The following is a 13,310-nucleotide window of genomic DNA, read 5'->3' on the forward strand; positions in this document are numbered from 1 at the left end:
CATCGTCAGTGATACTACCACTGATAGCCCAAAAACCCATCACCCAAACTGCGGAATTTTTTATGAATACGATTAAAGTTTGTAAAGACAAAAAATTGTAAGCTTTTAAGAATAAAGGGTTATAAGGCAATGTTTCTGGGTAGACTATAAGTAGTTGTGCTATTGCATGGTTATTTCCCGTTAATTCGGGTTAACAGATAAAATATTTTACGAGAGAGGTAAAAAGATGAAAGATATGTTTTGTTTTCAATGTGAACAAACGGCCAAAGGAACTGGATGTGAGGTCAGCGGTGTCTGTGGTAAAACACCGGTTGTTGCCGGCGATCAGGATAAGTTAGTCGGTGCCTGTATTGGACTGGCCAAAGCCGTTCAAAAAACGGCTGCCACCGAAGCCACTGATGCATGTATTAAAAAAGCCCTGTTTACCACGGTTACTAATGTTAGCTTCGATGACGAAAGCATCAAAGCGATGGTCGCCTGTGTCGACAAAATGAAAGCGGATCTTGATCCAACCGCTGAAGATTATGACATGGCCCAATTATGGGACGACAACGAAGACATCCGTTCTTTAAAAACCCTGATCCTGTTAGGGATAAAAGGGGTTGCGGCCTATGCTCATCATGCCGAAATACTTGGTTACAAAGACGCTGACGTTGATGCTTTCTTCTATGAAGCTTTAGCTGCTGTAGGCTCTGACTTAGGGATGGATACACTGCTACCACTGGTGCTTAAAACTGGAGAAATCAATTTAAAAGTAATGGCGCTGCTTGACAAAGCCAACACCGAAACCTACGGCACCCCAGTCCCCACCGAAGTGCCATTAACCATTGAAAAAGGACCATTTATCATCATTACCGGTCATGATTTACATGATTTGAAATTATTACTGGAACAAACCGAAGGCAAAGGCATCAATATTTACACCCACGGTGAAATGTTACCTGCCCATGCTTATCCAGAACTCAAAAAACATGCCCACTTAAAAGGAAACTTCGGAACCGCATGGCAGAATCAACAAAAAGAATTTGCTGATGTTCCAGCACCAGTTCTGTTCACTACCAACTGCATTATGCCAGTAAAAGAAAGCTATTCAGACCGTATTTTCACCACTGATGTGGTTCAATACCCCGGAATGATCCATGTTGGCAAAGAAAAAGACTTTGCTCCTGTGATTGCCAAAGCGCTGGAACTGGGAGGATATCCGGAAGACAAAGCCATGACTGGAATCAATGGCGGTACTAAAGTCCTGACCGGATTTGGCCGGGGTACGGTGCTGGGCGTAGCGGATAAGGTCATCGACGCTGTTAAAGCCGGCGCCATCAAACACTTCTTCCTGGTTGGCGGATGTGACGGTGCGAAACCAGGCCGTAACTACTACACCGATTTCGTTAAACAAACTCCTGACGACACCGTTGTCCTGACCCTGGCCTGTGGCAAATACCGCTTCAACGACCTGGATCTGGGCACCATCGGCGGCTTGCCACGACTGATGGATATGGGCCAATGTAATGATGCTTACTCAGCGATTATGGTTGCGGTTGCCCTGGCTGAAGCCTTCGACTGTGGCGTCAACGAACTGCCGCTGTCGATGGTATTGTCCTGGTACGAACAAAAAGCGGTTTGTATCCTGTTGACCCTGCTGCACCTCGGCATTAAAAACATCTTATTGGGACCATCACTGCCCGCCTTTGTTTCACCAAATGTATTAAACGTGCTGGTTGAAAACTACAATATCGGACCAATCTCGACTCCAGAAGCTGACATGGCAAAATGTCTGGGTCAAGCTTAATCTAAAGCAATAGCGTAGCAGTACCATCGGGCTTTTCTGATGCTGCCGTACCGACCAATTGTTAATCTGTTGTATGCGCACAATTCGTACAGTTGCGCAGACAGTTTTTGCTGATCCATCAGCCATTTCCCGCAACTGTTCGCCTTGAGGCACACAACATGATATAACAATTGTCGGTACTGGTGTAACGCTGTGCTTATACTATTTGGCACACTGATGGTACCTTATTGCACATCATAATACTCACCAATTTTTAACATCTTCTAACCAATAATAAGTCTGTCAAAGATCCCCTAAAAAGGACTTTTGACAGACTTCAGTTTTACCGCAACAATCACCAAAAAACTTGAAGGAGGACTTGTTTATGGGTTACCAAACTACTGCAGCGAAAATGAATACGATTTTTGCTGACTTGTCAAAAGACTACCTTATCTATGCCCCCAAACGGTATGTCGGCGATGGCACCTTTGTCCATATCGACACCATCCGTTACGGTGAAATCACCGATCTTGCTGAAATTGAATTTGCCGAAAAATCAAACTATTCGTTTAAAGAGGTTTTACTGCCCATTTCTGAAACCCTATTTTACTTTACCGAAAATGAAATGAAAGAAGCAGATGCTCCAAAAAAAGGCGCCATTGTTTTCTTGCGCAGCTGTGATCTCCACGGTCTGAAACGAATGGACACCATCTATCTGGAAAACGGTGCTGTGGACACCTATTACAAACGGCTCCGGGACAATACCAAATTTATTCTAATGGGCTGCGAAAACTCCTTTGAAAATTGTTTCTGTGTGTCCATGGGCACCCAGACCAGTGATGATTATGACGCTTATCTTAAAGTAACTGGCGAAACCGTACTGGTGAACAGCCATTGGGATGCTCTCGATGCTGCCCTGGCTGGAGCAACTCCAGCCTCGGTCATTCCGGATTCGGTCACCGCCAATGAGACGGTGGTGACAATTCCCGAAACGGTTCCCCAGACCCTGTTTGATGACCCCTTCTGGGAGGATTACGGCAATCGTTGCATTGCCTGCGGTCGCTGTAATTTTGTCTGTCCCACCTGTACCTGTTTCACCATGCAGGACATCTTCTACACCGACAACGGCAAAGCTGGCGAACGGCGGCGGGTTTGGGCATCCTGTCATATCGATGGTTATACCGATATGGCCGGCGGTCATGCCTTTCGAAACGACAAGGGTCAACGGATGCGTTTTAAGGTACTGCACAAGGTCAACGACTATAAACGGCGCTTCGGCACCCATATGTGTATCGGCTGCGGTCGCTGCGACGATGTCTGTCCCGAATATATTTCTTTTGCCAATTGCATCAATAAGCTCAACACCCTAGTCAATGACACCGCAAAGGAGGAAAACTAAATGGCTGAACTTAATCCTTATATTCCTTTTCTTTCGGAAATCACTGAAGTGATCAAACACACCGAAATCGAATATACCTTCCGGATGACCTACACTGGTGATGTCAAACCGGGTCAGTTTTTTGAGGTATCCCTACCGAAGTTCGGGGAAGCACCAATTTCAGTCAGCGGCATCGGTGATGGCACCGTCGATCTGACCATCCGTAAAGTCGGCAAGGTTACCGATGAGATCTTTGAAAATTATGTGGGTGACACCCTGTTCTTACGGGGGCCCTATGGCAATGGTTTTGATATCGAGAACTACAAGGGCAAAGAAATTCTGCTGGTGGCCGGCGGTACCGGTCTTTCCCCGGTTAAAGGGATTGTTGATTATTTCTCGGCCCATCCGGACGACTGCAAAAGCTTTACCCTGCTGGTGGGCTTTAAATCTCCCAAGGATATGCTCTTCAAGAAAGACTTTGAAGAGTGGGAAAAGAACATCAAGGTGGTCCTCACCGTTGATTACCCGGATGATGACTATTCCGGCAATTGCGGCCTGGTCACCCATTATATTCCCGAGCTGCTGGTCAAAGACCTTAAAGAAGCCGTCGGCATCGTCGTCGGTCCACCGGTCATGATGAAATGCGTCATCAGTGATCTGCTGGCCAAGGGCTTTTTCGAAGAAAACCTGTGGATCTCCCAGGAACGAAAAATGTGTTGTGGCATCGGTAAATGCGGCCACTGTAAAATTGATGATACCTATATTTGTCTGGATGGCCCGGTATTTAATTACACCAAGGGAAAATTTTTAAAGGATTAGGAGGAGCGCTATGTTAGATCTGAATACCAAGAAGATAAAGAAGAATGCCTATCGCATCACCAAGGTTCGTGGGGAAACCGCTTCCCGAATCCGGGTTCCCGGGGGACTGTTAACCGCCGAGCTACTACCATTGATCCAGAACATTGCCCAAACCTATGGCAATGGCAAGATCCATTTAACCACCCGTCAGGGCTTTGAAATCCCGGGGATTAAATACGGGGACATCGACACCGTCAATGCCCTACTGCAGCCGATTATCGAAAAGCTGGAAATCAATCAGGAAATCCCCGGCAAGGGTTATACCTCCGCCGGTACCCGGAATGTTTCGGCCTGCATCGGCAGCAATGTCTGTCCTTTTGCCACCTATAACACCACCAATTTTGCCAAGCGGATGGAGAAGGAAATCTTCCCCAACGATCTGCATTTCAAGGTGGCCTTCACCGGCTGTGCCAATGACTGCATCAAAACCCGGATGCATGATTTTGGGATCATCGGTATGACCGAACCCCAATATGAAAAAGAACGTTGTATGGGCTGTCAGGCCTGCGTCAAAGCCTGCAAGAAAAAATCGGTGGATGCTTTGTCGGTGGAAAACTACCGGATTGTCCGCAACACTGAAAAATGTGTGGGCTGCGGCGAATGTGTCATCAACTGCCCCACCCGGGCCTGGACCCGCAGCCCGGAAACCTACTACCGACTGGTGATCATGGGCCGTACTGGCAAACGGAACCCGCGGCTGGCTGAAGACTTCCTGGTCTGGGCCACCGAAGATGCGATTATCAAAATTGTCAAAAACACCTACAGTTTTGTGACCAATTACATCGACCGGGATGCTCCTGGCGGCAAAGAACACATCGGCTACATCATTGACCGCACCGGTTTTGAAGAATTTAAAAAATGGGCCATGGATGGCGTGGAACTGGATTCCCGCACCATCGTCAAAAACCCCGTTTACTGGAGCGGCATACACTATGTCTGATTTTTAATGATCGAACAAAAACCGACCTCCAATCGTTAGATTTTTTGTCTAACTTTTGGGGGTCGGTTCAGTTCACGATTAAGTCGTTTTTTATATTATGTTCTTATTATTCACAAATCGATTTCTAAGCTTTGGCGATTTGTTTGCCAAAGTCAATGGCCAGTTCCTGTTGGGCGGTGTCCGGGTTCCACTGATTGCGGATACCCTCGTTGATGATTTCAAAGCCGGCACCAGTCAGCCATTCATTTAATACCTTGGTGGACTCGCCACTCCAGCCGTAACAGCCAAAGGCGGCGGCTTTTTTATTTTTAAACTTCAGCTCTTTCATCAGGTGAACAAAACCAGCAATGGAATGAAGAATACTGCCGCCGATGGTCGGTGAGCCAATCAACACCGTTTTTGATTTAAAGACCTCGGTGATCAGATCATTCTCATCGCTTTTGGCCAGGTTGAAGACCTTCACTTCGACATCCGGGTCGGTCAGACCGATGCCCTCAGCTATTTTTTCAGCCAGGGTTTTGGTGCCGTTCCACATCGTGTCGTAGATAATGGTAATCTGATTTTCCTGATAATCTCCGGCCCACTGGGCATATTTCTCAACGATCTGCATCGGGTTGTCGTTCCAGATCACGCCATGGCTGGTGGCAATGATATCAATGGTCAGATTGAAGGCAATAATTTCGTCCAGTTTTTTCCGCAGGATGGCACTGAACGGGGTGAGAATATTGGCATAATATTTCATCGCTTCTTTGTACAAGTCACATTGATCAACCAGGTTATTATACAATCTTTCGGTGGCATAATGCTGGCCAAAGGCGTCATTACTGAATAGTATATTGTCCCCTGTCATATAGGTAGCCATACTGTCCGGCCAGTGGAGCATCTTCATTTCCACAAAAATCAGTTCTTTGCCATTACCCAGATCCAGCTTGTCCCCGGTTTTAACCACCTGGAAGTTCCAGTCCTGATGATACTGACCCTTTAACGATTTAACTGCGTTTTCGGTACAGTAAATCGGTACATCGGGAATTTTCTCCATCAGTGCTGGTAAGGCCCCGCTGTGGTCAACTTCCCCATGGTTGGCCACAATATAGTCGATCTCACTCAAGTCAATGACCTGGGCGAGATTTTCAACAAACTCTTTGGCATAGGGCATCCACACCGTGTCAATTAATACCGTTTTTTCTTCTTGAATCAAATAGGAATTGTAGGTGGAGCCATGATTTGTTGAAAATTCATTGCCATGAAACTGCTGCAGTTCCCAATCCACTTTACCAACCCAGCTAACATTGTTTTTGATTAATTTTTTCATCATTTTCCCTCTCATACACTACTAAATTCACAAAACCTTACGCTTAAAAATATCCTTTAATGATATCTACCCGGAATTCTTATAAATAATCGGTTGTTTTACCCAACCTGTGGATAAAAAAACACCGATATTACAACCAATCACTGTAATACCGGTGTTTTAAATTATTTCAAATGCTTAGCAAGCCATTTTTGACTGCAGTTTTGATGGCAGCACTTTTACCATTTACTTCGAGTTTTTTATAGACATTCTGGAGATGGGTTTTTACCGTGCCCGGAGCAATAAAAAGCCGATTGGCGATTTCTTCACGCTTTAACCCCCTGGCGGTCAGCAGTAACACTTCGTGTTCCCGTTGGGTCAGCGTTACCCGGAACAATTCGCCATTTTTCAGACTCTGACAATAGCTTTCACTCAGTGACACCAGTTTGTGGCGATATGGGTCCTCCGGGTGCTCGGCCGCCGACGCTTTGAGCATTGGCAAAAGCTGCGGTGCATTCTCCACAAAAGGCATGACAATCCCGTCCGGCTGTGCTTCGGTGAGCACCCGGTTAAGGACTTTTTGCCCAGCTCCCAGGCCGTTAAGATGGTATTTGGCAATGGCGTCAAAAATGCCGTTATGAATAAAGCCCAACTGGTTATGATAGATCGAAAAATACTCCCCAAAGCTTTCAACCAGTACCTCAAGCTTGACAAAATTCCGGGAGGCCACAACCGCCTTGCCATAAACCAGATAATTAAAGGCCACCCCCTGATAAAACAGATCCGCCGTTGTCATATTGCCGATCTGGAGCCAAAAGGGAATTTTTTCCACCTGATCCAGGCAGGCATAAATATAACCCTTACAAATATCCAGTGTGGTGTTGAAAATAGGGTTTTTGACGGCCAGAATTTCTTTTTCCAATTCCCGGAAGCGATTCAGGGCGTCATTGATATGCCCCTGAAAAATCTCCAGCCGAATTAAATTAAAGTTGGCGCAAATGATAATGCTGTACTGCTCTTTGGTTCGGGCTTTATAAATCGCCTTGTCACTGTTTATTTGCGCCTCGGTCCAGTTGCCGGTTTCCAGAGCAAATTCAGCCCTGGCCAGGTGTTCTGAACCGGTGCCATTGCCGTTGGCATAGCGGGGGTAAACTGGAAATTTCTTGATCACCAGGGCGGCGGTTTTTTCGAAGGCCCCCGGATCCCGGAAATAATTGTAAAGTAAATGGGGCGAGCCAAAGGTAAACTCATTATCCCGCTGCATAATGTAGGACTGCTCCCCATTTAGCAGCTCAATGATCAGATCATTCCGGGCAGTGGACGCTTCGACATGATTAAAGAGGGTGAACTTGCGGACAATATTAAGCTCCGCCAAAATCCGGTTTTTATCGGGTCGGGTGTGATCATCCAAAGCGGTAAAATACTGCTCCAATTCGGCCAGCTGTTGGCAGCAGACCGCCGCCGTTTCGTCATTTCCCCGCAGCAGCGAAACCAGAATATGCTGCAAATAGGCCAGCGGGTATTGATGCAGCACTGCGATCGGGGTTTTGGCAAACAGCTCCCCGGCGCCATCAAATTCAGCCAACTCATTGCGGATATTTTCGGGATTATTTAAATGCTCAAGGATGCGCCGATCGGCGCCGGCCTGATAAAAATAACGATAAGCTTTGGGAAACTCCTGCTGCATCAGATACCATTCCCCCAACCGATAATACACCATCTGTCGTTGTTCTGGGGAAAACCGCTGTCTGGTTCGCAAAAAATCCAGCAGCACATGATGAATCTGATAGCTTTTATTGATCTCATCAAAATAAATAAAGGAGTTTTCCTTTTTCAGATGACCAAGAATCACGCCAGCCTTGGCTTCGCTGGTAATAAACCGGGCCTGTTCTTCGGTAAAGGCGTCCATCACCGACAGTTGAATCAGAAAATCCTGGATGGTGTTGTCATAACCGGAAAAAATGGTTTGATTGATCAGCTCTTCAATGGTCATGTTCAGGCCCACTGGAATCCCCTGCTCCAGTCCAAGCAGCAGCATATAGGTCAGGGTTATCCAGCCGCCGGCATAGTCGTTTACTTGCTGTACATCTTTTTCAGAAATGGTGTCCATCATCATCAGGCAATAATCCCGGACTTCTGCCTCGGTGAATTTGAGCAGATCCTGATTGATCAATTGACAATATCCTTTGGCCACCAGTTCGGCGCTGTTTAAATGAACCGTATTGCGGGTGATCAGGATCAGAGTAAAATTTTCGATCCCCTCCGAAACAATCAGCGCCACCAGGCGATTCAGCGGTTCGCTATTGGTCAAGTGATAGTCATCCAACACCAGAATAATTTTCTCATCACTAACCATGTCCGACAGCACCGAAATTACCTGATCCATCTGCGGGACATCCACCGGAAAGCCCAGCTGTTTCAGGGTCTCGCCACTGGCTTGATCGATCCGGCTAACTGCGGTGGCAAATTTGTGCCAGTAATAATCAATAAACCCCGTCTCCGGCTGAAATGTGATCCAGATCGGCTGATGCCCCGCTGCTTTAAGAAAATTCCGGACTGCCGTTGTTTTTCCGTAACCCATGGGCGCTTCGACGATGGTCAACGGATAATCAAAAAGATTGGCCAATATTTTATTGATGCGTTCTCGCTGTAAAAATTGTATTTTCACGAATGTCTCATTTCATTGTGTGATTTTATTTTCGATCAGGCAAATTATAACTACCGATTAATTTATTATAGCCGGATTTTTTACATCTGTTAAGTTTTTTTTGAGGACATCGTTTATTATTGGCATTAACCTTCTATATTGATGATCGCATCAGCCCAGTCCTCATAAAAAGAGGATTCATGGGAGACCAGAATCAGACTGCCAGTCCATTTGATCAGCTCTTTTTTTAACACCTCTTTGGCATCGGCATCGAGGTGGTTGGTCGGCTCATCAAGGATTAAAAAATTGGCCGGTGTCAGCATCAGGATGCAGATTTTAACCTTGGCCTGTTCCCCACCGCTAAGGGTGTCGACGCTCTGAAGCATACTTTTGGCCTTTAAACCACACTGGGCCAGATAGCGCCGCAACTGACTCTGAGACAGTTTGGGATAAGCATCGGAGACCACCTGAATGGGGGTCAGGGTGGGATTATCCCAGTTGAGATCCTGTTCAAAATAGGCGACCTTGATATTGTCGGCAAATTTAAATTTGCCGGAAATCGCCGGGATCTGCTTGATCAGGGTTTTAAGCAGGGTGGATTTGCCAATCCCGTTAAACCCGGTAATCACGGTTTTCTGACCTGACTCGATTTTAAAATTAAGTTTAGATAGCAGCGGATAATCATAGCCAATTTCCAGATCTTTGGCACTCAAAGAACGTTGGGCCGAAATGTGCAATGCGTTAAAGCGGAAATTGGGTTTGGGCACCAGTTCCGGTGGTGGCAGCCGATCAATTTTATCCAATTGCTTCTGCCGGCTTTTGGCCATACTGGCGGTGGCAGCCCGGGCTTTGTTTTTGGAAATATAGTCTTCAAATTTCTTGATCTCCTTTTTCTGGGCCTCAAATTCCCGGATATAACTTTCCCGTCTGAGACCTTTCAGCTCAATGAACTTTGAAATGTTACCGCTGTATTTTTTAATGGTGCAGAATTCGATGTCGCAGACACAGGTGGTAATCTTGTCCAGAAAATCAAAGTCATGAGAAATCACCAGAAAGGTGCCCTCATAGGTTTTTAAATAATCGGTGAGCCAGGTCACATGCTCCTTGTCCAAAAAGTTGGTGGGTTCATCCAGCAGCAGCACATTGGGTTCTTCCAACAGCAGCTTGGCCAGAATAACCTTGGCCCGCTGCCCTCCGCTGAGCGTCTCCAGAATGGTGTCCATCCCCAAAGCGGTAATTCCCAAACCGTCAGCAATTTTTAAAACACGGCTTTCCAATTCGTAAAAGCCCGAGTTTTCCAGTAGGCTCTGCAGATCTGCGGCCCGGTTCATGGCTTTTTCACTGCAGTCGCTGGCCATGTTTTCATAAATTCTGGTCAACTGGGCTTCGGTTTCGTAGAGCTCATGAAACGATGTTTTCAGATAGTCAAACACCGTAATCTCCTGATCAATCTGGGCATGCTGATCCAGATATCCGACCTTAATGCCCTTTTGCCAGCGAATCTCCCCACCATCGGGAATGATTTCACCAATTAGGGTATTTAACAAAGTGGTCTTGCCAGTACCATTACGTCCGACAATCCCCATGTGCTCACCTTTGAACAGTTCAAAGGAAGCCTCTTGATATAAAATTTTATCACCAAACGAATGTGATAAATTGATAACGTCCAATAGTCCCATTTTTTTCTCCTTTAAAAATTCACAAAATAAAAACAGAGAGTCACCCTTATACTGACTCTCTGTCATTATAAAAGGCCATAACGAGCATTGCGTTATGGCCTTAAAACTTTTTGTATGGCTATCGGTTTAGGCGCAGTAAAACAAAGTATAGCATGCTATAGCCTATAATCAAACAAATAACGTAGTACCGACAATTGTTATATCATGTTGTTTGCATCAGAGCGGACACGGCGATAGCCTGTCCGAGTCTGCAGGAAACAACAGATTAACAATTGGTCGGTACGGGAGTTTGCCAATAAACTCTAGTAAACTGCTATCCTATCAAGCGCTTAGACCGATGAGAATAAAAGTTTTACACTTTATCTTTAGGCTCTAAACAATGTCTCATCGATAATCCCATTGTCAGAGCTGCTTCAATTGTTAAAATCATCATCTCATACCTTTCAGTTACTGTTATTAGTGTAGCAAAATTGCCAGCACTTGTCAAATAGCACTGGCATCTCGGTAATTGTTGTGATTGAAAATAAGGTAAATTAGCAATAACGCAGTACCGACAATTGTTAGATCATGTTGTTTGCATCAGAGCGGACACGGCGATAGCCTGCGCAAAGGCAACGAGCCAATCACAAGCTGGCTTGTAGTTGGCGACTGCCTGCGACTAATAAGAAATTTATAATTTCTTATTAGTGTCCGATTCTGCAGCAAACAACAGATTAACAATTGATCGGTACGGTATCTCAAGCGAATCTCTGATTACATCAGCTTGCTGATATTTTTGGTAAAGGCCACCACATCGTCCAGTGGCAGTCCGGCAATCAGGCGGGCTTGATTGTAAAGCAGTTCGGTGTAAAGGGCAAATTGCTCGTCGTCGGCTTCATAGAAAGTTTTCAGTTTTTCATAAACCGGATGGTTTTTGTTGATTTCCAGCACTTTCTTGGCCTTCACATCGCCACCCTGGGGCATGGTGTTTAAGGTCATTTCCATTTCAATGGACAGATCCCCTTCAGTGGACAGATAGGCCACGTCATCTTTTAAATGAGCGGTGGTTTTAACCTTGACCACCTCATCACCGATCAGTTCTTTCATTTTTGCCAACAGCTTTTCATCCATTTCGGAAGTCTGCTCAGCATCATCTTTCTGATCTTCTTCCGGTGCCTCCAGGCCCAGATTCTGGCTGGATACGGAACGGAATTCTTTTTCTCCGTATTGTCTTAAAGTCTGGGTAACAAACTCATCAATGGTTTCGGTTAAATACAGGATCTCATAATCTTTATCCTTGATGATGGAAACCTGGGGCAGCTTTTCAAGCTGACTGACCGATGAGCCGGTGGCATAATAGATGTATTTCTGATCTTCCGGCATCCGCTCGACGTATTCCTTGAGGGTGACCATATTGCCTTCTTTAGACGAATAGAAGAGCAGGAAGTCCTGAAGTTTTTCTTTGTCCTGGCCCCATTTATCATAGGTTCCTACTTTTAACTGATTGCCAAAGGCTTTAAAGAATTTTTCATAGGTTTCCCGATCGTTTTCCTGCATTTTCTTCAGTTCTTCGGAGATTCGGGAATCGATTTTACGGCTGATCAGACGCAGCTGACGATCCTGCTGGAGCATTTCCCGGGAAATATTCAGGGAAATATCTTCCGAATCTACCACCCCTTTGACAAAGCTGAAGTAATCCGGCAGCAGCTCACTGCATTTTTCCATAATCAGCACGCCATTGGAATAAAGCTCCAGACCTTTTTCATAGTCCCGGGTGTAGTAGTCAAAAGGCGCCTGACCGGGAATATAAAGAATCGCCTTATAGCTCATGGCCCCTTCAATACTGAGGTGGACATGAGCGAGCGGTGCATCAAAGCCCAATCGTTTGTCATGATAGAAATTGTTGTAATCTTCATCGGTGAGCTCATTTTTATTTTTGCGCCAGATCGGGATCATCGAGTTTAACACATCATCCGATAGATAGGTTTCATATTCCGGCTTGTCGCTGTCTTTGGTTTCTTCTTTAATACGGCTGTTTTCAACTACCATTTTAATGGGGTAGCGGATAAAGTTGGAGTAATGCTCTACCAGATGACGGATTCGGTAGGGCTCCAGATAGTCGTCATAATTGTTGTCTTCGGTATTTTCTTTGAGATGCAGGGTAATTTTAGAGCCATGGGTTTTACGGGTTCCCGGTTCGATGGTATAACCGTCAGCCCCTTCTGAAACCCATAAATAAGACTGCTCGGAATCAACCGCCCTGGTTTCCACAGTAACCTTATCAGCCACCATAAAGGCTGAATAGAAACCGACCCCAAACTGACCGATGATATCAAAATCTTCTTCCATTTCCTGTTCACTTTTGAAATCGCTGGAGCCGCTTTTGGCAATGGTTCCCAGATTGTCGTCCAATTCCGCTTCGGTCATCCCGATCCCAGTGTCTTCAATGGTCAGGGTGCGGTTGTCCTTGTCGGGATGAATCCGGATATAGTAGTCGTCTTTATTAAAGGTTTTATCTTTGTCGGTTAATGTTTTGTAGTAAACCTTGTCAATGGCATCCGATGCATTTGAAATCAATTCCCGTAGAAAAATTTCTTTATTGGTATAAATTGAATTGATCATCAAATCCATCAGACGTTTGGATTCTGATTTAAACTGCTTCTTTTCCATAACATACCTCTTCTTCATTTTGTATATTGTTAGCACTCTTTCTGAAAGAGTGCTAACAATATTGTAAGTAACTTTATTAAAAGTGTCAACACTTTTAATG

At 45.4% G+C, this 13,310-nt stretch carries 8 protein-coding genes; 4 read left to right on the top strand and 4 right to left on the bottom strand.

Features of this window, described 5'->3' with window-relative positions:
• The first annotated feature begins 226 nt into the window (after nt 1-226).
• The 4 genes from hcp to asrC all read left to right on the top strand — a co-directional run bounded on the left by hcp (nt 227) and on the right by asrC (nt 4,944).
• A complete protein-coding gene (gene hcp, locus CHL1_RS09975) occupies nt 227-1,789 on the top strand; it encodes a hydroxylamine reductase (RefSeq protein WP_250932680.1) in 1,563 nt (520 codons plus the stop codon).
• A gap of 364 nt (nt 1,790-2,153) precedes the next feature.
• Nucleotides 2,154-3,167, top strand: a complete 1,014-nt coding sequence (gene asrA, locus CHL1_RS09980) for an anaerobic sulfite reductase subunit AsrA (protein WP_250932683.1) — start codon at nt 2,154-2,156, stop codon at nt 3,165-3,167.
• Nucleotides 3,168-3,965: an anaerobic sulfite reductase subunit AsrB gene (gene asrB / locus CHL1_RS09985; protein WP_070369806.1), complete on the top strand. Its 798-nt coding sequence runs from the start codon at nt 3,168-3,170 to the stop codon at nt 3,963-3,965.
• Nucleotides 3,966-3,975: 10 nt separating this feature from the next.
• Complete coding sequence (gene asrC / locus CHL1_RS09990; RefSeq protein WP_070369805.1) at nt 3,976-4,944, top strand: sulfite reductase subunit C; 969 nt, start codon at nt 3,976-3,978, stop codon at nt 4,942-4,944.
• Between the two features lie 124 nt (nt 4,945-5,068).
• On the opposite strand, the gene CHL1_RS09995 is transcribed toward asrC, so the two are convergent.
• From CHL1_RS09995 to htpG, 4 genes are all read right to left on the bottom strand, one after another.
• On the bottom strand, nt 5,069-6,256 hold the full coding sequence (locus CHL1_RS09995; RefSeq protein WP_070369902.1) for an anaerobic nitric oxide reductase flavorubredoxin: 1,188 nt from the start codon (nt 6,254-6,256) through the stop codon (nt 5,069-5,071).
• A gap of 169 nt (nt 6,257-6,425) precedes the next feature.
• Nucleotides 6,426-8,903 (bottom strand): LuxR C-terminal-related transcriptional regulator, encoded by a 2,478-nt coding sequence (locus tag CHL1_RS10000; protein WP_250932685.1) that lies wholly within the window; start codon nt 8,901-8,903, stop codon nt 6,426-6,428.
• A 125-nt stretch (nt 8,904-9,028) separates the two neighbouring features.
• Complete coding sequence (locus CHL1_RS10005) at nt 9,029-10,561, bottom strand: ABC-F family ATP-binding cassette domain-containing protein (protein WP_070369803.1); 1,533 nt, start codon at nt 10,559-10,561, stop codon at nt 9,029-9,031.
• Between the two features lie 753 nt (nt 10,562-11,314).
• Nucleotides 11,315-13,210, bottom strand: a complete 1,896-nt coding sequence (gene htpG / locus CHL1_RS10010) for a molecular chaperone HtpG (protein ID WP_250932687.1) — start codon at nt 13,208-13,210, stop codon at nt 11,315-11,317.
• Nucleotides 13,211-13,310 lie beyond the last annotated feature (100 nt).

This window comes from Acetobacterium wieringae, from assembly GCF_023700225.1.
GTDB classification, from domain to species: Bacteria; Bacillota; Clostridia; order Eubacteriales; family Eubacteriaceae; genus Acetobacterium; species Acetobacterium wieringae.

Bases quoted from the DNA above. Each gene is read 5' to 3' on its own strand.
- hcp (WP_250932680.1), top strand. From the start codon at position 227: ATGAAAGATATGTTTTGTTTTCAATGTGAACAAACGGCCAAAGGAACT.
- asrA (WP_250932683.1), top strand. From the start codon at position 2,154: ATGGGTTACCAAACTACTGCAGCGAAAATGAATACGATTTTTGCTGAC.
- asrB (WP_070369806.1), top strand. From the start codon at position 3,168: ATGGCTGAACTTAATCCTTATATTCCTTTTCTTTCGGAAATCACTGAA.
- asrC (WP_070369805.1), top strand. From the start codon at position 3,976: ATGTTAGATCTGAATACCAAGAAGATAAAGAAGAATGCCTATCGCATC.
- CHL1_RS09995 (WP_070369902.1), bottom strand. From the start codon at position 6,256: ATGAAAAAATTAATCAAAAACAATGTTAGCTGGGTTGGTAAAGTGGAT.
- CHL1_RS10005 (WP_070369803.1), bottom strand. From the start codon at position 10,561: ATGGGACTATTGGACGTTATCAATTTATCACATTCGTTTGGTGATAAA.
- htpG (WP_250932687.1), bottom strand. From the start codon at position 13,210: ATGGAAAAGAAGCAGTTTAAATCAGAATCCAAACGTCTGATGGATTTG.